Origin of the sequence: Shewanella psychrophila (assembly GCF_002005305.1) — a bacterium.
Lineage (GTDB): Bacteria > Pseudomonadota > Gammaproteobacteria > Enterobacterales > Shewanellaceae > Shewanella > Shewanella psychrophila.
Map to the genome: position 1 here is coordinate 4,481,192 of NZ_CP014782.1, position 19,902 is coordinate 4,501,093.

Below are 19,902 nucleotides of genomic sequence, written 5' to 3' on the forward strand. Positions count from 1 at the left end.
ACCAAATGGCGCCTTTGTTTTATTAATCCCATCCCAGAGTGAAAGGTGGACAGCTAGATAAATTAAGCAAAGCAGAATTAAAGAGCGGGCTTATGATGCTTAGTGATAAACTTATCGAGCTGATTGGCGAACGCCTGACGCTCACTCTGGCCAAGCACTGCCGGGCCGCCTGTTTGCACGCCACTGGCTCGCATGGTATCCATAAAATCACGCATATTCAGAATAGCCTTAATATTTTGCTCGGTATAAAGCTCGCCACGGGGATTTAGCGCCACGCCGCCTTTATCGATCACTTCAGATGCCAAGGGAATATCCGCGGTGATCACTAAGTCGCCGGCATCGAGCCGCTTAACGATTTCATCATCGGCCACATCAAAACCCGAAGAGACGGTCACCATCTTAATAAAACGTGACGGCGGCACACGCATCGAATGGTTCGCCACCAGCGTCACTTCAACTTTAGCTCTATCTGCAGCTCTAAACAGCGTCTCTTTTATTACACCGGGACAAGCATCGGCATCAACCCAAATTTTCATATTCTTCCAATTACTCTAATCAACCAGTTAAATACATTTTAATAGTCAACTCAACTTAAAAAACAATCAAGCTAACAGGATGTGAAAAGAACAAGGTATTCTGTAATAACTAATCTCGGTGAAAGATTATTTGATCTTGACTCAAACTATTTAATACAAAAGCACCATCTTCATACCAAAATATAACTTGATGTTCTGAAAAATTCCTCTTAATTATATTTCCAGAAAGATCAAGAATAAATTCATTATTAGTCCCACTCTCAACAGGCTTTAACTCGAGCATGTCATCAGACACAAAGTTTAATTCGTCACCATCAACGATCCAACTGCCAGAGCCACTTATGCTATAATTCATTTCATTTTCAATTTTTTCATCCCCTTGTAAAAAACTGACATTATAGCTTAGAGAGTATGTGCCATCATCATGAAATACTAACTTGCCATCAAAATTAGCAAGCACATCAGTATCAAATTGACTCAACATTGACTGGTCATTGTTCAGATAAATTTTATCTTGAAAACTCCATACTCCATCGAGTAAGCGATTAGAGTGAATAAAGCTTCGTCCAGAAGTCAGGCTGATGAAAGACAAAATAAAGATTAAAGCAAAAACTAAAAAAAACTTACGATTAGTTAAAAAGTACGACATTCATTATCCTCCAAGGTTTTTGTTGAACTTAAATAAATCTTGAAGGAGAAGCTGGTGAGGTTTTGATCGAGAAAAAGCAATGATATTGACCTTTTATCTCTGGCGGAAACTAAAACCTTGCTTATTTTTTTTGGATATTTGTCTAATACATAATGGAGACACTTTTCGATAACCGGAGATAACTCTTTGCTCACATCGGCATCTTTATACATGATCAAGTCTACGTTATCTAGCGTAATATCGGTATAAGGTTGAACATTCATTTCTGGAGCATGCTCGGTAAGAAAAGATGACAAAAGGAGTGCAAACAGCACACCAAAAAAGATGGCACCAAACATCTTAATCACTGCTGGTTTGCGATAAAAACGTCCACTGGATTCAGCCTTAGCATCCTCTGAAATCTCAGTGATCACTATGCCCGGCGTCAGCATGTAGCCCATTTTAGTAACGGTTTTTATGTAAGCCTGTTCTTTGACATTGTCATCAAGCACCTTTCTCAGCAAAGACACGGTCTGATTGACACTGGTTTCATCGACAACTAAACCACGTTTGAGCCAGACTTCCTCCAATATTTGCTCTCGGGAAATCACATCCCCCCTATGAGAAATTAAAAGGCTCAGGAGCCTGGATTCATTGAGTCCAAGTTCGATAACCTTGTCATTTGAAGTATCGGTTAACTGATCTGTTTTGGCGTTAAACACATACCGACCACCGACGCCATAAATCTCGGCAACAGCTTTCTCTTTCACAAATTTAGCTCCATTCCATGGTATCAATTAATAAATACACCAAATTTCTTAAAACTCCCGAGAACTAGACAAATTAAAGGCCTAGTACACACTATTGAACAAGTGTATCAAGGCTACACTAATACTCAACGACAAACGTTACACTTACGAAACATTATGGCGTAAAAATTTAAGTATAATGGCTAAGATCTCACTTTTCCGTAGCGGATGAGTTGATTTTATATAATTATTAAAATTTAACATATGTTGAAGTTCAGCACACACCTCGAAGATAAATAGACACCAACGATTAAGCCATTGATTTAACTGCAAGTAAAACACCTCACCCTATCAATAAATATAACATGAATACATTTATATCGATTTTAAATGATTCACACCTAAATCAGTTTTCCCCAAGTATGCTGAAAACAACAGATAAGCAAACTATAAGTAATTTAAGTGGATTTAGCTCCATCTGATTGCATCTATAGATGTAAATACATCGAGACGACTTAGGTATAGAAAAGCTAAAACGAGGAAAATTATGTTGGACAATATTAAAAATGCACCGAGCCTGAATGGCTTCAATGTTTTGCTGGTCGATGACGTTAACATCAACCTAGTATTGGGTAAAAGACTATTAACTAAGTTAGGCGTCAATGTCGACATTGCAGACTCAGGAGCCCAGTGTCTAGAGAAAATGAATCTAAATGACTATCACCTGATTTTACTCGATATACAAATGGAGCCTATGACAGGCCTTGAGACAATGGCTAGAATACGGAAACAAGCGCGTTGGAACCAAGTTTCGATAGTGGCTGTTTCCTCCTCACTCACTGAAGAAGTCATCAGCCAATGTAGAGCATTCTCCGTCGAACAATTTTTGAAACGGCCCTTTCTCAAAGCCGATCTGGAAGCTGTTTTATCTTCTGTGGCCAAAAAAGGTTGACCACTACATAACGACATTTTAATAAAGGACACTTTAATATGGACTCGCGTAGCCAAAAACGATTACTAACCAGTAGGATAAAAGTCAGGAAAATATCATTTAGATTTAACGTCCTGATTTTAACGCTTTTTTTGGTGGGCATCATTGGAGGCAGTGTGTTAGCGAATCTTAGCTATCATATCGATGACTATATTACTGTCGATAGAGCGACCACGGCTTTAGATAAAGCGCGTTTAACTGAATTAGTCTACGGCCGTGATGGCAGCATCTTATCAGCAAGCAAGATCCAGAAAAATATGGACCAAATACTTAAAAGTATCGATCGAAAAGACCTTGGAGTTTACTTTTTAGATCCTGAAAATGGAGAGAGTCCATTTATTAACGCATTAAACAAATACGAAAGTAATTTTGAGTTATTTGTTGGAAAGCAGGAACAATTCAACCAAAGAAAAGCAAAGGTAACACATTCAGCTAGCCAGTTGACATCTCAATTAATTAAACTCACGCAATATCAAGAGAAACATATTGAAGCGGGTGTAAAAAAAATAAATGAACTTAGAAGTATCGTTGATAGAAAGTATAAACTAGTCATTATATCAACAGACACCAGAGTAAAGGCTCAGCAAGTGATGAGTCTTATACGTCATTATAACAGTGATAAATTTCAACAACAGGCACTGCTAGAGCTAACTAATCACATCAAACAAACACTATCAATTAACCATTTAAATACAGATGAAAAAGTGCTATTCGAAAGTGCTAAGCAGGCTGCTGTTGACCTGCACATGCTAGTTTCATTGCAAGCACCACATTCTTTAAAAACAAAGAAGCAGTATATGGACGCAGGCCTAAGCTTTATCGCAGCAGCAAATAAACTTGATAATAGAGAGCATGAAAAACTTAACAAATTTCAAGCTGAGAGTTGGAGGATTCAAACGTCGATAATTAACCGAGTAAAAATACTAAAAAATGTTAATCTATTAACTCAAGACATAAACCAGCTATGGCAAGATGAAGATGATTTTTTCTCTTCATTTAGTGACACTAGATTTTCGTCCTATCCAGAAGTAACCAATCAATTATCGAACACAGAACAACAAACTAAAACGTTAAATACTCTCTTATTGGAGGATGATGAAAAACAATTGATGTCAGCAATCATTGACATGTTGCAACAGCACAGAATTGATTTTAAGGCATCCATAAGCAAGGCAAAAACAATAATTAAGATTAAAGAGGATATGCATAGTGCGGCATTGATTGCAGATCAGTATTTAACATCTATGTTGGATAAAGAGTCGCAAGATATAAAAGAGGCAAATAAAATAACAATCAATATGTGGGGACTATGGGCACTATTTTTCATCTCATTAATCATACTCTTAATCTTAGTCCGCCGCTCACATAACGAAATAGTCGATCTTACACAGGACCTAAATCAGGCAATCACAGATGCTGAGAAGGCTAAAGAAGCGAAATCTTTTTTCCTTGCTAATATGAGTCATGAGATCCGTACTCCAATGAATGCCATCATAGGCATGACAGATCTGGCCCTACAGACAAACCTAAACTCAGAGACAACATCTTATATCAATGATGCTAATCAATCGGCAAAATTATTACTTGGGATTATCGATGACATATTGGATTTTTCAAAAATAGAAGCCAATAAATTAACATTGGAAGAAATCAATTTCGATATCAGAAAGGTCATCAAAGATTTCGATGTCGTTATCCGCAACAGAGCACAAGAATCCAGCTTAGCCCTGCAGATCAATATTGACGAAAACGTACCCAAACTTTTAAAAGGTGATCCATTACGCTTGTATCAGATCTTACTCAACTTGGGCAGTAACGCAGTCAAGTTCACTTCTAAAGGTAGCGTGACCCTAAGTGTCAGTATGCTCAAAAAAACCAGTTCACCAGAAAACATAGGCTTACAGTTCAAGGTACGGGACACGGGAATTGGCATGAGCAAGCAAGAAACAGCAAACCTGTTCCAGTCATTTACTCAGGCTGACTCCTCCACATCACGTACTTTTGGCGGCACAGGACTTGGCTTAGTCATTAGTCGACAACTGGTCGAGTCCATGGGAGGAAACATTAGCATCGAAAGTGAAAAAGGCGTAGGCACCACGTTTAAAGTTCGCGTTTATTTTAAACCTCCTAGTTCCGATAATTTATCCATGATCTCTGATGACGCCCTCAATACAGATCCTGGCATCATGTCTAAGAATATAGCCTCGCTTATCGATAAAAAAATATTATTGGCAGAAGATAATGAAACAAACCAGAGATTGATAAAAGCACTATTCTTGAAAAAAGGGATCGAAATCACCATAGTTAATAACGGGCTTGAAGCCGTAAATCTATTAGAAAAAAAGACATTCGATGCGGTATTAATGGATTGCCAAATGCCGATATTAGATGGTTACCATGCCACTCAAAGAATAAGAAACGAGCTCAATTTACAAGATCTACCAATCATAGCACTCACGGCAAATATCATGTACGAAGATCGTCAAAAGGCGTTCGCTTACGGAATGAATGATGTGATAGGTAAACCATTAGATTTTGAGAAACTAATAGCCACATTAGTTAAGCATATAGAAATAGTGGGTGAAAATGTTGAGTTAGCAAAACCGAATCCGGAACAGCCGGAAATAAAGAACATCCAGAATAAACCTATTCTAGATGTAAATGTTGGATTACAAATTACCGATCATGATGATGACCTGTATGCCGAACTACTCGGCTATTTTATTGAGAACTACGCTACTCTAGCTCCTTTGGCAAACTATCCAACCCCAAGCGAAATCAAGAATTACCTGCATGAGTTGAAAGGGGTGGCATCAAATATAGGGGCGGTTGCACTCGCAGATATTTGTTCAAAATACGAACACGCACCCTCGAGCTTAAATAACCAGCAAATGAATGAAATTACAACATTATCAGATAAAACCAACCAGAAAATAGCCAGATATTTAAAAGAAGGTAAACTGTAAATGTTCTTTCAAGAATATGTAATCTGGTCTACTCGCTCCGGACACCTTGATTGTGGATAATAAGATAATCGTATCCGTCCGGCGAACTACACCTAGCTTAGTTTTATATTCCAAGGCATCAAGTGATCTAGGCTTTCAGGCTTGAGTGACAACTGCTCGAGGCAGTAAATTAGATAATCAAAGGGCATGAGCTCGTTAGCTTTGGCTGTTTCGATAATACTGTAGAACACCGCGCTAGCCTGAGCGCCAGAGGCTGTATTGGAGGACATCCAATTCTTTCTCCTTATCACAAAGGGTTTAACGGCACGCTCTGCGCGATTGTTATCGATAGAGAGTTGCCCGTCTTCGGTATAACGCATCAGTTTGGCCACTGGTTTAATGTATAGCTAATGGCTTCACCCAGTTTTGCCTTGGGTGAGATACGCATGACCGCTTTATCCAGCCACTCCTCGAGCGTGTTGAGTAAAGGGACGGTGACCTCTTGTCTTTGTTGGTATTTTTCAGCTACGGGTTGACCTTTAAGCTTTATCTCAAGGCGGTAGAGTTTCTTGATGTGGTTGATGCCTCAGTCACTGCTGCCGACCTTACCTTTGACCTGGACTCGCTGCGCTTCCACGAACTTTCTTCTGGCATGTGCTCGGCAGCCGACTAAGGTCGCCTTGCTCTGGGCGCAGCCCTGAAACCATCACAGTGCAGGTGGCGTATGCGCGTGGCCTTTCGAGATGGAAACCCTTAGGAAACATTCCCCACATCAACCTTGGTAAAATGTACTTGAATTTAGAATGCGTATACAAAAACTTAGGATTAAAAATGAAAAACATATTTAAAATCGCAACCATCAGCGCGCTAGTGATGCTATCAGCAAACGCCATGGCAGAAGACGCCAACCAAGACTTTACCTGGACAGGCACCGTACCTGCAGCAAGTGCAGGCACAGGGATTAAAATCAAAGCCACGGGTAGCGGCACCGCACTCGACGCGGGCGTGTTCGATCTGGTAAAAACTGCAGACAACTCTAACAACCCTGCTTACGGGTTTTTCGATATAACCTCGCCCAGCCTGCTTTCTTTCGACGTGGTTACCGATGATGCCAGCGAAGACCATGTTGATTACTACTACACCATGACCAGCTTCCTGTACACCAACAGCGCCGGCACTTCTGACGGGATGATTCAAGGGGCCTTCGACGGGGTAGACCTGACAGCTGACGGCGTATCTTTGCAGCAAGACGTGAAAACTACAACAGCAGCAACCGCGTCGACCGACCTCACCCTGACCGGAAATGGTTTGTTTCAATACGGTGATGAGTACACAATCACCGCAACCATGCTGATTACCGACCAAGCTCTCTAGCTGTCTAAATCTACACTTAAATTCAAACCCAAGGCGGGCTCGACCAATCGGGCTCCGTCTTTAATTGTGCCCCCACCGCAAACCGCCACACCCCTTGCTTTACCACTCGCAATCCAACAAACCCAAAGCCACCCCCTCGAAAACGGAAACCCCCAAGAAACACACAAAGCGTCTAACACCGGCATGATAAACATTAGATTTAGGACGTATTAACAAAAACACCACTTATCACTTAGGATTGAAAATGAAAAACATATTTAAAATCGCAACCATCAGCGCGCTAGCGATGTTATCAGCAAACGCCATGGCAGAAGACGCCAACCAAGACTTCACCTGGACAGGCACCGTACCCGAAGCAAACGCAGGCGCAGGGATTAAAATCATAGCCACAGGTAGCGGCACTGCACTCGACGCGGGCGTGTTCACCTTAACAAAAACTGCAGACTATTCGGACCCAACTTATGGGTGGTTCGATATCACCTCACCCAGCCTTTTGTCTTTTGACGTGGTTACAGATGACGCTAGCGAAGACCATGTTGATTACTACTACACTATGACCAGTTTCGGATACGCCTACGGCACTACCAGTAGCACCATTGGGGGCTTGGTCGGTGGCGTAGACCTGACAGCTGACGGCACCCCTTTAGCTCTAGATGTGAAAACTACAGCAGCGGCAACCGCGTCGACCAACCTCACCTTGACCGGAAATGGTGTGTTTAAATACAGTGAAGAGTACGCAATCACCGCAACCATGCTAATTACCGACCAAGCCCTCTAAGTCTACACTTAAATTCAAACCCAAGGCGAGGCTCGATGAATCGAGCTCGCCTTCTTTTTCTGCTTCAACTTATCACCCTCAATAACTGTCAGAACAAGCCCTGTAAGCCATCTGTGATGTGAATTCATTTTATTTAGGCTCATACTGACCTAACCAGCGTGGGTCTGTATTGACCGGAAGCGTCAATGACATCACGCCCACGGCCAGATTAATCACCGCCACTTCTGGTGGTGGCTCTATCGCTAATGCCTCTGCTTTGGGCGTGAGTATTACAAAGGTTGAATGGAATGCTTCCTTAGCCTTCATCAAGTCGCTTCTCTTGCGGCTAAAGGTTTTAACCACAAGGTGATGCTGGGAACAAAAATCAACAATCGTTAATTTGCTTTGTTTGTGAAGCTCTATGAGCTTCAGCCATTTTTCTAGTGTCTTATGTTTACGCGAGGCCATCTCAGTTACTCGGAAAGTATCGGTAACAAAGACTCTACCCGCTAACCCGACCGAGGGTTAGGCGGTGTTCATCACACGCTTACCGTACTGGCAGTAAAGAGCCTTGATTACTCGCAACCAACTTGCCACCTGAAACATTTACCGCCTCTAAAGTTACTCAGTTATATGCCAAGCGCATGCAGATATAAAAGACATTTCGGAACTTAAAAGTCCTCAATATGGCATGGGGATTAAGCATTGCAAGAGTCGATGCCCTAGAAGATTAGATGTTCTATTACTTATCGCTATGCTGGCTGAAATTGTACTTTGGCCCATCGGTATCATCGCTAAACACCTAGGCTGGCAACGTCATTTCCAAACGAATACTATCCGGCATAGGCCTGTACTATCGGTCGTAAGGCTGGGAAGGAAGTTAAAAAGCGGAAAAACCACAAGTTCAAAAATCAACACCTACACTGGGAAGTATTTGAAGATATTAAAAAGTTCACTGTGCTGGGATACCTCAATTATGAGCCCCCAGCACCTTATCAAGGAAGGACGACTAGCACTGCGAAAAATGCTAAAACACTGATGATACCAAGAGCTGATTTTTAAATGATAAATTCCGTCAAAGTAAATCACCTTAAAACTGGAATCATCATGAAAAAAACAATCGGTATTATCTTAGCCTTATCTCTCCTATCTGGCTGTGCCCCTGAAATTGGCAGTAAAGAATGGTGCGCAAGCATAAAAGAGAAGCCTAAAGCTGATTGGACTATAAAAGAAGGCAAAGAGTTCGCTAGCAACTGCATTTTCTAAGAGTCAGCAAACAACCTAAGTCGTATATATTCGGCTTAGGTTCAGCTCTGATCACCCTTACCTGATTATTGATAATATCCCTAGGAAGTAAAATTGATCACGACTATCTTCGAATCGAGCGACTGGCTTCAGTATGAACGCCTCTTAGTTATTTTAACTAGCTTGTTTATTATCTGTTCGATTTTTAACTATCGAAACACAAAAAAATTTCCCTGGAAGATACTGAGTTTAACAGCCATAGCCGCGTCAACCTTGATCACAAGTCGAATTTCAGCACTAGAGTTTAATAGCATGCTAGCGGACCTAAGAAACATTGAAGTCATTAATGGTCTATTTCACCACGGAGAGTATCGTTTCACTGACATAGCCAGCGATAGCATAGATTATCGTGAGATCAGACTAAACGACAGAATGATTAAACTGTATCATTCAGGCTATATGTACAGTTCCAGATGCTACCGAAAATTCTTCAGTTCTAACAACATAGCAGAGAGTAGCAATTTGCGCATGCACATATATTGGTTTGAACATAATTATATTTTTAATGAAAAAAATCATAAGTTGAAAACCCCCTGTATTTTAAAAATAGAACAGAGAACTTAATCAATTCAGGAGAATGACTCACCAAACTAGTTGATGAGTCATTCATTTTCATCTGTTCCTATATACTAAAGGCCTAGGCTGGTTGATGCTGGGTGACACAGTGTATCCCCCCTCCCGCGTAATTTAATGCATCAGCATCTATCTGAACGACTTTATGCTTCGGATAAGCTTGACTGAGTACTCTCTTGGCCTCAGCGTCTTTCTTTGGGCTGTTATAGCTTGGCGCTATGATCGTATTATTGGTGACCAAATAATTCGCGTAGCTTGCCGCTTTCACGACTTGAATTGGCTTACCCTTTGGGAATGCCACTGCATGTGTGGGATAAGTATATGACTCTAGGTACTTATACATATCTTGATCCGGCTGTACTTCTATATACTCGAGATCGGGTACGGGAAGCTCAATAATATTAAATGGATTGCCGTCCTGATCTTTCGCAGCAGACAAGGTACGATGTGCATGTTGAAGTCGTGCATAGTTGACTCCATGAATAGGGTCACTAGCCGCTTCTTCGGCTGTTGGCATGGTCAGAATGATATCAGTTTCGTTAGCAAATCTCGCACATTCGTCCGTATGACCTCCCACGGTTTGCGGGCCATACAAGAAGAGGGTTTCAGTTGCAGATACCGCATAGGGTAACGGCCCCCAGAAAGCTAACGGGTCTTCATAAACCCCGGAATTGAGCCAAATCACATTAGTCACACCTAACGCACTCTCTAATTTAGCCGTAATTTCATCCTCAGATAAGTTGGGGTTGCGATCAAATTCCACGTCTCTACAGACGATAAGCGTCCCCTTGCCGTTGGGTATTCTGTCTCCCCCCTCACTCACCAGAGACGTCTGATAATATTCATTAGCCGAGAATTCTTCCAGTTTCGATACTTCGAAGGGGAGTTTGGTCATCGCGACGGACGTTGCATCCTCCGTCGTCGAATAACCCCATTGATTCTGAGTAAAACCAGATATGGCTGTCTTTCCAGTTTTACGATTCTTCAAGAAAACCGGGCCAAAATCACGCTGCCAGATATCCACCTGATCGACATAAACATAATTGAGGAAGCGGCTCGAATCAATCTCATAATCCTGGTCTTTGAACCAAGCCTTAATGGCTAATTCACCTGCTAAATTTGTACACATGAGTTGAACCGTAACGCTCTCCTGTACCAAAGCTTGAATGATATTCGCAATGGCAAATTTAGTGTCGAGTTTGGGATCGGTATACCATTGAAATGTAGGCCAACCAAGCCAGACAGCCTTCTGCTTTTCAAACTCACCGGGAATGATAAACCCGTCACTGTTAGGTGATTTTTCTGTATCGGATAATGACTTAGCGGCTTGAGCACTCCCGGATATAACCAAGGAAGATAAGCCAGAGGCAAATAGGGTGGTACCACCGGTAATAACCGCGGCAGATTTTAATAGGTCACGTCTGGATTGTTTAAACATATATAGTCCTAAATTTAATTTTAATCGTTATTATTAGTAAATGTATTTCTATGACTTCTAATTACATTAGATCAATTCAAATATGGATATTTGTATCACTAAGTTTTCAAATCGTTATCGCCGCTTATACGACTCCCTCTCCTCAAACAAAACACTTCTAAAACATACCACTCAATATTTAATGGTTTACTGGGTTCATGACAATAACCCCTCGGGGGTATTGCTCACATCACGCAGAACTTGTTTATTAGAGGTACATCAACAAAGAGACAGGTGATAATGTGACCGATTCAATTAAGACAAATAAAGTATGGCAGCAAGATAAAAATCATTTTATTCATCCATATACAGACTTTTCTACTTTCCATGAAGAGGGTAGCCAGGTAATAACTAAGGCTAAGGGGAATTTTGTTAGTGACTCACAAGGGAACACATTTTTAGACGGTATCGCTGGCCTATGGTGCGTTAACATAGGTCATGGCCGTGAAGATATGGCAGATGCTATCTATAAGCAGATCACTCAAATGCAATATTTTAATCCCTTCGGCCACTCCACCAATGCACCAGCCGCTGAATTAGCCGCAGAGATAGCCAAGAGAACCCCAGGTGACCTCAATCATGTATTTTTCACCTCGGGCGGTTCTGTCTCCAACGACTCAGCCTTTAGAATAATCCATTACTACAATAACTTACGCGGCAAGACCACTAAGAAGAAAATAATCTCTCGTGATAGTGCGTACCATGGTTCAACGTATTTCGCAGCGAACCTTACCGGGATACAAGCCACCAAGAGCAGCTTCGACTCCTTAGGCGATGAGCTCATCAGTTATGTCTCAGCCGCCGATATGTATCGACGCCCGATAGGTGCAGAGCAGCTAACCGAAGATGAATACGCTTGTTTTCTTGCTAATGAACTCGAGAATCATATTTTGCGCTTGGGTGCCGATAATGTTGCTGCTTTTATTCTCGAACCTGTGATGGGTGCAGGCGGCGTCTTGGTCGCCCCTAAGGGTTATCACAAGAAATGTGCCGACATATGCCGTAAGTATGATGTATTAATCGTCGCCGATGAAGTTGTCACGGCTTTTGGACGTCTGGGACAATGGTTTAGCAGTGAAGCCGTGTTTGATTTTGTGCCTGATGTATTAATCACCGCCAAAGGCATTAACTCAGGCTACATCCCCCTAGGTGCAACGATTATATCAGCAGACATCTATCGGGTTATCAGTCAGCCTCAGTGTGAAGGCGGTGTCTTCTCCATGGGCTTCACCTACAGTGGACATGCCACAGCTTGCGCCGCAGCACTGAAGAATTTTGAGATCCTTGAACAGGAATCTCTGTTTGATAATGTCAATAAATTGGGACCTTACCTGCAGCAAACGGCCAGCGAGATGCTACTCACAAACTCAATTGTTGGTGATGTGCGTGGTACAGGCTTTATGTTGGCCATTGATTTAGTATCGAACAAACAAACGAAAGAAAGACTGTATCTGGCCCAGCAAGTGTTCGAGAAATGCCTCGAAAAAGGCTTAATCATTCGTCCAGTTGGCAATGTCATCGTTATATCCCCACCACTCACATTAACCAGAGATAATATAGACAGCTTAATTTCAAAATTGAAAGAAGCCATAGATGAAGTGTCATCAGAAATGATCCTCGGGGATAATATTGATGCCTAACGATAATGCAATGCCTCTACCAAGCAGCAACAAGCTATCAAAAAAAATCGGCTATTTGTTAGGTTTTGCGACTCTCGTTATCTTATTTATCTATATTGGCCAAAACCACGTCCAGGGAGAAAGTTTTGGCTGGCTAAGCATATTGCCAACTTGTGTTGTCTTGGGCATTGCATTTACAACGCACCGCTCGGCCGAACCCTTAGTTATCGGCACCGTTGCAGGCCTTATCATGCTCAACCCAGGTGAAACGGTTCCAGGCATCGTTAAGGTCACCCAAGCCGTTCTGGTAGATCCAACCATAGCCTGGATCATTTTGGTCTGTGGCTTAATGGGTGGCTTGATAGCCTTACTCGAAACTGGTGGCAGTATATTCAACTTTAGCCGAGTCTTGCTCAACAAGGTAAAGAGCAAAGAGCAAACCATGCTGATCACCTTCTGTCTGGGAATCCTAATTTTCATCGATGATTATTTAAATGCCTTGGCAATATCGACATCCATGAAGCTGCTTACCGACAAGTACAAGATCTCGAGGGAGAAGCTTGCCTACTTGGTTGACTCTACCGCGGCGCCAGTATGCATATTGGTGCCTTTCTCCACCTGGGCGGTATTTTTTGGCTCCCTACTGGAATCCAACGGCATAGCCGAATCAGGTCAAGGACTGGCAATCTATATCGATGCCATTCCTTATATGGCTTATGGTTGGGCAACCTTAGCTGTGGTCTTTCTGGTCGCTATCCGCAAACTGCCGGATCTTGGTCCCATGAAGGCTGCAGAACTAAGAGCCCAAGCAGGACAGCCCAAACCTGATGGGGTCGATGAAATAGATCTTGAACTCGTACAGGACAAGCAGACCTCAGATCTGATGGGAGTGATTAACTTTTTACTGCCTATGATTGTTTTGGTCATCGCCAGCTGGCTTTACGGCATAGACTTACTTGCCGGTGTCATAGTGGCGATAACCTTCACTATTGCCCTGTATTGGCTGCAAAACATCTTATCTATAACCAAGATGTTCGATTCCATGTTTAAGGGATTCAAGGTGATGTTGGTTCCCCTGGCAACGGTGATCGGTGGTTTTATGCTTAAAAATGTCAATGACCAACTGGGATTGACTCAACATGTCATCGACACGATAGTGCCACATATATCACCCGCTATCTTCCCAGCGGTTATATTTTTGGTACTCACGGCCATGGTTTTTGCTACGGCGTCAATCTGGGGATTATTTGCCGTCGCCATGCCAATCGTCTTCCCTGTCGCCATCGCAATAGGAACGCCTATGCCTATCATAATCGGCGCCTTACTCTCGGCTGCCGCCGCGGGTAGCCATTCTTGTTTCTTCAGTGACTCCACCGTGCTTTCAGCTCAGGGAAGCGGCTGTACCCCCATTCAACATGCCAGGACTCAGCTGCCTTATACCTTAATAGGCATTGCTATCACGGCCATCTTCTTCTTAATCATTGCTTAGTAAGATTTAAGTAACAACCAGGGGAGACTTGTCCTCTCCCCTTCTATTTTCACAATCCCCCCGAAAATGAGGTGTTATGCACAGATCTAATTTATTTATGGCAAGCTTAATGTCATTAAGCTTTTTCCCCGTAATGGCTACCGAACTATCAGCAAATATCGGAGCAGCTTCTGATTATCGTTGGCGCGGACAATCATTAAATGCCGGCGACCCGGCCCTACAAGCAGGGATAGATGCCGACTTCAACAATGGCCTCTTCGTCGGGGCTTGGGCATCAAATCTGAATTACGGCGGTGATGAGAATGTCGAGACTGACTTTTGGTTAGGATACTCAAATAGTTTATCCGCAGATATCGATTACAACGTGAGCCTAATCAGCTATCAATATCCTGGCTCACATGATGTTTCAGGATTTGAAGAGTTGCTTTTGGGCTTATCTGGTTATGGAGTCGACGTCAGTTATTACTTTACCAATGACATGTCGGGTTTAGGTAATACCAGCCATTACATCAGTCTTGATTACAGTTACCAAATAATGGAGAAATACAGTGTAGACCTACATGCAGGCAGAAACTGGGGAAGCTACTGGAGCAATTGGGATATTGGCGCCTATACCGACATGTCCGTCGGACTATCGACCCGAGTCATGGGGATAGACCTATCCCTAGCCTACTTATTTAATGACATAAACACCGAGATGAAACTTGATAGTGGCGTGTTTAGAAACGATAACCACCTGCTATTCTCCGTCAACAAGTCGTTTGATTTTCGTCTTTAATCTCATAAGTCATAAGTCATAAGTCATAAGTCATAAGTCATAAGTCATAAGTCATAAGTCATAAGTCATAAGTCATAAGTCATAAGTCATAAGTCATAAGTCATAAGTCATAAGTCATAAGTCATAAGTCATAAGTCATAAGTCATAAGTCATAAGTCATAAGTCATAAGTCATAAGTCATAAGTCATAAGTCAGCCAAGAATAAGCATAGGAACTATTAATAGCACGAACAAAATAAGATTTGGTTTCACTTAAAGCTTAGAGCTTAAAACTCACAGCTCGAAAGGTTAACTACTAACCTTTCGAACCTTTCAAGCCTTTTTCTAATAACGTACTGTTAACTATGGCTCGATTTAATCGCTATAGTTAATCGTTATAGTTAATCGTTATAGTTAATCCACACTGTCTTAGTCTCGAGAAACAGGTCCAATTGCTCTTTGCCCTGCTCACGTCCGAAGCCAGACTGCTTCACTCCACCAAACGGCATAGACGCATCCACAAGATGATGGGTATTGACCCAGACGATACCCACCTCGAGACTATCGATCATCTGATGAACAAGTTTAATATTATCTGACCAGATACTGGCAGCAAGCCCGAATGGCGTATCGTTAGCTAACTCAATGACCTCCTCCAATGTATCGAATGATTGTGCCACCAGCACAGGGCCAAATATCTCTTCGCGGACTATGGTCATCTCATGGTGAGTATCGGCAAACACGGTCGGCTTAACAAAGTATCCAGCGCCTTGCCAGTCACATCCTCCAGCCAGTAATCTGGCCCCCTCTTCGATACCAGTTTTGATAAAATCCTGAACTCGTTCTTGCTGTACACGTGAAATCAGTGGCCCCATATCAATCTTACTGTCCATTCCATGGGTGAGAGTCATATCATTTGCTATCTCACTGACTCGTTGAATAAATTGTTCGTAAATCCCAGACTGAACATAGAGACGAGAACCCGCGACGCATACCTGGCCATGATTGAAGAAAATCGCGCTGGCCGCTCCCTGAGCCGCCTTCTCGATATCGGCATCATTAAATACAATAACCGGAGATTTACCCCCTAGCTCCAACGACACCCTAGTCACATTCTCCATCGCCGCTTTACCAATCATCTTGCCTACTGGTGTCGAGCCTGTGAATGCAATTTTATTAATGCCGGAATGGGATGTTAGTGCCGAACCAGCGACATTTCCAAGGCCAGTAACCACATTAAGCACACCTGTAGGCAATCCTGCTTCGATGCCTATTTCAGCAAGTAACAGGGCTGTCAAAGAGGTATTTTCCGCAGGCTTTAATATTATGCTGCAACCCGTAGCCAATGCTGGTGCTATTTTCCATGCCGCCATAGATAAGGGGAAGTTCCAGGGAACAATCGCCCCCACCACGCCTATGGGAACCTTCTTGGTATAGGTAGAATGTAAACCAGGCACAGACACAGTTTGAGTTGTCCCCTCGATCTTGGTCGCCCACCCCGCCATATAGCGAAAAAACTTGATCGTCGACTCCACATCGACATGACGGGCTATCTCAACAGATTTGCCATTATCGAGAGACTCAAGCATGGCAAAGTCATCAGCGTGACACTCGATTAAGTCGGCAAACTTCAAAATGATCTGTTGACGCTCGTAGGGCAACATAGAAGACCACACTTTAAAGCCAGCTTGAGCCGCTGTTACTGCCTTATCTATGTCATGCTTATCCGCCGCAGGAATCCTTGCCAGTAACTCACCACTTGAAGGCTCGAAAACATCGATTGTCTCCCCTGAACTGGCGGCAAAAAACTGCCCACCGATACACATCTTAAGATCGGTACTGAGGTATCTCTGCACGGTGTCACTGACTGGTACATCATTTAAAATACTGAGTGATAATTGCGACATAAAAGGGTTCCAAATATTCATGGGCTGCTCTGCTCACTCATATGACTTAATTATGAGTGAGGTAAGATCTTGCCAATAATTGATAATATGATTGATAATATGATTGATAGACACTAAACAGCCTGGGATAAGATGGCATTGAGCAAGACGTCGGCCCCCTTCCCCACATCTGTAGGAGATGCATACTCGGCTTCGTTATGGCTCAAACCATCGCGACATGGAATAAAAATCATGCTGGTATTCACGACTCGAGCCAGATTAACCGCATCATGACCGGCGCCGCTCACCATAACCTTGTTGCTGTAGCCTAAGTCATCGACAGCCTGCTGCACCGAAGCGATACAGGCTTCTGAAAATTCGACACCTGGAGCATGCCAGCTCTGCTTGAGCTGAAATTCTAAATCTAAACTGCCACAACTCTGTGAAATGATCTGCTCGCTCTTCTCTAACATATCAAGATAGGTGGCAAGATCCGGATGACGAATATCCATAGTGAGCATCAACTTGCCCGGTACGGTGTTGGGGGAAGCGGGTTCGACATCGATAATGCCGAAAGTAATGCGGCTATCTGGGGCATATTCCTCAGCCAATTGATAAAGCTTGGGTAGAAAAAGAGATAATGCCATCATGGGATCGCGCCTAGACGACATGGGCGTCGGACCAGCGTGCGCCTCCTGACCCCAAACGGAAATATTATGCCGACTCATATGCTGAGCCCCTTTAACGACCCCAATAGTTAACTGCTCATGCTCCAGAATCGGCCCTTGCTCTATGTGTAATTCGAAGGCGGCTTTAATCGGAAAGTACCTAGCAGATACCTGACCTTTCTGTCCTAAGCGGATAAGTTCATCTTCGACTCTGGCATGATTGTCAAAAGCCTGAAGATCATAAGCTTGTTGTAATGGCATTGACTGAGTCCACACAGCCGACCCCATCATGGCACAATCGAAACGACAACCCTCTTCATTGGTCCACACAACCAGCTCAATGGGATGCAGGGTATCGATTTCTTTCTCAGTCAAGGTGTGTAACACCTCTAACCCTGCTAGAACGCCATATACCCCATCAAACTTGCCTCCACTGGGCTGGGTATCAAGGTGGCTGCCAACGAGTATGACTGGCAACTGTGGAGACTGACCCTCCCGACGAATAAACAGGTTACCAATTTCATCATAGTGATGACTGCAACCAATCTCACTGGCCCACTCTATAAGTAGAGCCCTGCCCATACTATCCAAATCCGTTAACGCTTGCCTGTTACAGCCGCCGTTCGGTGTCGCGCCTAGTTTGGCCATCTCCATCAAACGAGACCAGAGTCGCTTGTGATTTGTTTTTTCCGTCATCTTCTTTTCCTTTTAAACCGATAGCTTTAGCCAGATAAAGAGAAACCATATAAAAATGTCAAAAGAAGGTTTCAACTAATACCAATCGCTACAAGATTAATTTAGCGAGATCAATGACGGAATAACCCTGTAGGGGTATTGATAACAGGATAATTATTTCGATAGAAATGACGGTTTAAATGGCACAAGAGCAAGGGGAAATTTCAGCTTAAAACTTATTCGACAGATTAATTTAAAGCCAGTATTGTGGTTGAACTATGTTTGACAGGAATACATTTTGAACAAGAATAATTATAACAATATTCAAACTGAATTTGATTGGCAGCACATATTGCCTAAACTAATTTCTAAAATGGGCAGCAAAGATTTCCTTGGTGATTTATCAGAGATACTGCAATCCATATCTCCCTATGGTAGCAGTGTCGTGTTTGGCTATTTTAAAGCCTCATCGCCAATTTTACTCTATAGCGACCTGTCCGATAGGGAGCAACACTCGACCTTAGAAATGTACCTCCGCGGTGGCTATCTGCTGGATCCTTACTACGCCGCTATTCAACAAGGTGTCCCTGAAGGCATTTATCAATTAACCGAACTGGCCCCCGACGATTTTTTTCAGACTGAATATTATTTAAACTACTATCAAGCCACAGGGCTTAAAGACGAGCAAGGCGTGATCATCCATCTATCCGATGAGGTGTCAGTGGTCATCTCATTGGGCCTGCGAGATGATTTCACGGAAGACATAGATGAGCCTTTTCAAGCAGTCGAGCCAATAAAATTCATCTTGCTCGAATTAATCAAAAAACACTTTCAGCTATACGATTTACAGTCACTGATAACCGACCAACAATCGACAAAAGACAAAAAATTTAGCAATAACCTCAACAAAGCCTTCAACAACTTTGGTCGAGAGGTGCTGAGTGAACGAGAGCGTGAAATTGTGCTGTTTATTTTGAAAGGTTACTCCAGTAAAGCTATCGCAAAATCACTGGATATCAGCCTGGAAACGGTAAAGGTTCATCGAAAAAAAATCCATAGCAAGCTAAATATCAGCTCACAGGCCGAGCTATTCTCCTTGTTTATCGTATCTTTACCTATGCTGGACAAAGATGCCGATGCCGATCCACTCGCTTTGTACCTCAGCAAGTTTGAAGATTAAACTCCGCTAAATTTTTACAAAAGATGCTCTACTTGGCAGAGCATCATGATTTAATTCTAGATATCTAATTCATACTAGTCGTTATCTACAATAACCGTTTCAGCAACAATACGGTCCTCGAGATTACCCGCTACCCATGCAGTGAAATAAAAGATTTCATCAGCCTCTTGAGTATCATCATCAACACTATAGTAAGTAATAATAACCTCACTCACCCCTGCTGGTCTTAAGCATCCCCTCATAATAACCAGAGGCAGCAAGGCTTCCAGAGTATAATAAGCCAAATCACTCTAT

Annotated in this window: 17 protein-coding genes and 2 pseudogenes; 10 read left to right on the forward strand and 9 right to left on the reverse strand. The window is 42.7% G+C overall.

Annotated elements, in window-relative coordinates:
• Nucleotides 1-77: 77 nt before the first annotated feature.
• The 3 genes from sps_RS19375 to sps_RS19385 all read right to left on the reverse strand — a co-directional run bounded on the left by sps_RS19375 (nt 78) and on the right by sps_RS19385 (nt 1,934).
• Nucleotides 78-536 (reverse strand): YaiI/YqxD family protein, encoded by a 459-nt coding sequence (locus sps_RS19375; protein ID WP_077754001.1) that lies wholly within the window; start codon nt 534-536, stop codon nt 78-80.
• A gap of 109 nt (nt 537-645) precedes the next feature.
• Nucleotides 646-1,185 (reverse strand): hypothetical protein, encoded by a 540-nt coding sequence (locus sps_RS19380; protein ID WP_077754002.1) that lies wholly within the window; start codon nt 1,183-1,185, stop codon nt 646-648.
• Nucleotides 1,170-1,934 (reverse strand): winged helix-turn-helix domain-containing protein, encoded by a 765-nt coding sequence (locus tag sps_RS19385; RefSeq protein ID WP_169915841.1) that lies wholly within the window; start codon nt 1,932-1,934, stop codon nt 1,170-1,172. The genes sps_RS19380 and sps_RS19385 overlap by 16 nt, the downstream gene beginning before the upstream one ends.
• Before the next feature lie 526 nt (nt 1,935-2,460).
• Between sps_RS19385 and sps_RS19390 the strand changes: the two genes are divergently transcribed.
• Nucleotides 2,461-2,865 carry a response regulator gene (locus tag sps_RS19390; protein ID WP_077754004.1) on the forward strand — a complete coding sequence of 135 codons (405 nt, stop codon included), beginning with the start codon at nt 2,461-2,463 and terminating at the stop codon, nt 2,863-2,865.
• Between the two features lie 296 nt (nt 2,866-3,161).
• Nucleotides 3,162-5,870 carry an ATP-binding protein gene (locus sps_RS19395; protein WP_169915843.1) on the forward strand — a complete coding sequence of 903 codons (2,709 nt, stop codon included), beginning with the start codon at nt 3,162-3,164 and terminating at the stop codon, nt 5,868-5,870.
• A gap of 92 nt (nt 5,871-5,962) precedes the next feature.
• On the opposite strand, the pseudogene sps_RS28945 reads toward sps_RS19395, so the two are convergent.
• Nucleotides 5,963-6,552 (reverse strand): annotated as a pseudogene (locus sps_RS28945) (IS66 family transposase); the annotation flags it as partial.
• Between the two features lie 128 nt (nt 6,553-6,680).
• Between sps_RS28945 and sps_RS19410 the strand changes: the two are divergent.
• Entirely contained in the window at nt 6,681-7,223 is a 543-nt protein-coding gene (locus sps_RS19410) for a hypothetical protein (protein WP_077754007.1), read from the forward strand.
• Nucleotides 7,224-7,467: 244 nt separating this feature from the next.
• A complete protein-coding gene (locus sps_RS19420) occupies nt 7,468-8,001 on the forward strand; it encodes a hypothetical protein (RefSeq protein WP_077754009.1) in 534 nt (177 codons plus the stop codon).
• A gap of 129 nt (nt 8,002-8,130) precedes the next feature.
• Here the strand turns inward: sps_RS19420 and tnpA are convergent, their stop codons facing one another.
• Entirely contained in the window at nt 8,131-8,448 is a 318-nt protein-coding gene (gene tnpA / locus sps_RS19425) for an IS66 family insertion sequence element accessory protein TnpA (RefSeq protein ID WP_077754010.1), read from the reverse strand.
• A gap of 77 nt (nt 8,449-8,525) precedes the next feature.
• Here tnpA and sps_RS28250 point away from each other — a divergent pair.
• Nucleotides 8,526-8,960, forward strand: a pseudogene (locus sps_RS28250) (transposase); the annotation flags it as partial.
• A 127-nt stretch (nt 8,961-9,087) separates the two neighbouring features.
• Nucleotides 9,088-9,246 carry a DUF3012 domain-containing protein gene (locus sps_RS19430; RefSeq protein WP_077754011.1) on the forward strand — a complete coding sequence of 53 codons (159 nt, stop codon included), beginning with the start codon at nt 9,088-9,090 and terminating at the stop codon, nt 9,244-9,246.
• A 676-nt stretch (nt 9,247-9,922) separates the two neighbouring features.
• Here the strand turns inward: sps_RS19430 and sps_RS19440 are convergent.
• The gene (locus sps_RS19440; RefSeq protein WP_077754013.1) at nt 9,923-11,296 is read right to left on the reverse strand and encodes an agmatine deiminase family protein; all 1,374 of its coding nucleotides are present in this window, start codon (nt 11,294-11,296) and stop codon (nt 9,923-9,925) included.
• A gap of 281 nt (nt 11,297-11,577) precedes the next feature.
• On the opposite strand from sps_RS19440, the gene sps_RS19445 reads away from it, so the two are divergent.
• The 3 genes from sps_RS19445 to sps_RS19455 all read left to right on the forward strand — a co-directional run bounded on the left by sps_RS19445 (nt 11,578) and on the right by sps_RS19455 (nt 15,221).
• Nucleotides 11,578-12,975: an aminotransferase class III-fold pyridoxal phosphate-dependent enzyme gene (locus tag sps_RS19445; protein ID WP_077754014.1), complete on the forward strand. Its 1,398-nt coding sequence runs from the start codon at nt 11,578-11,580 to the stop codon at nt 12,973-12,975.
• Complete coding sequence (locus sps_RS19450) at nt 12,968-14,443, forward strand: Na+/H+ antiporter NhaC family protein (protein WP_077754015.1); 1,476 nt, start codon at nt 12,968-12,970, stop codon at nt 14,441-14,443. The genes sps_RS19445 and sps_RS19450 overlap by 8 nt, the downstream gene beginning before the upstream one ends.
• Nucleotides 14,444-14,519: 76 nt before the next feature.
• Nucleotides 14,520-15,221, forward strand: coding sequence for a TorF family putative porin (locus sps_RS19455; RefSeq protein WP_077754016.1), 702 nt, complete (start codon nt 14,520-14,522; stop codon nt 15,219-15,221).
• A gap of 379 nt (nt 15,222-15,600) precedes the next feature.
• On the opposite strand, the gene sps_RS19460 is transcribed toward sps_RS19455, so the two are convergent.
• Complete coding sequence (locus tag sps_RS19460) at nt 15,601-17,106, reverse strand: aldehyde dehydrogenase family protein (RefSeq protein WP_077754017.1); 1,506 nt, start codon at nt 17,104-17,106, stop codon at nt 15,601-15,603.
• Between the two features lie 113 nt (nt 17,107-17,219).
• Nucleotides 17,220-18,449 (reverse strand): M20 family metallo-hydrolase, encoded by a 1,230-nt coding sequence (locus sps_RS19465; protein ID WP_077754018.1) that lies wholly within the window; start codon nt 18,447-18,449, stop codon nt 17,220-17,222.
• A gap of 277 nt (nt 18,450-18,726) precedes the next feature.
• Between sps_RS19465 and sps_RS19470 the strand changes: the two genes are divergently transcribed.
• Nucleotides 18,727-19,608 carry a helix-turn-helix transcriptional regulator gene (locus sps_RS19470; protein ID WP_077754019.1) on the forward strand — a complete coding sequence of 294 codons (882 nt, stop codon included), beginning with the start codon at nt 18,727-18,729 and terminating at the stop codon, nt 19,606-19,608.
• 74 nt (nt 19,609-19,682) lie between these two features.
• Here the strand turns inward: sps_RS19470 and sps_RS19475 are convergent, their stop codons facing one another.
• The gene (locus sps_RS19475) at nt 19,683-19,892 is read right to left on the reverse strand and encodes a hypothetical protein (protein WP_077754020.1); all 210 of its coding nucleotides are present in this window, start codon (nt 19,890-19,892) and stop codon (nt 19,683-19,685) included.
• Nucleotides 19,893-19,902 lie beyond the last annotated feature (10 nt).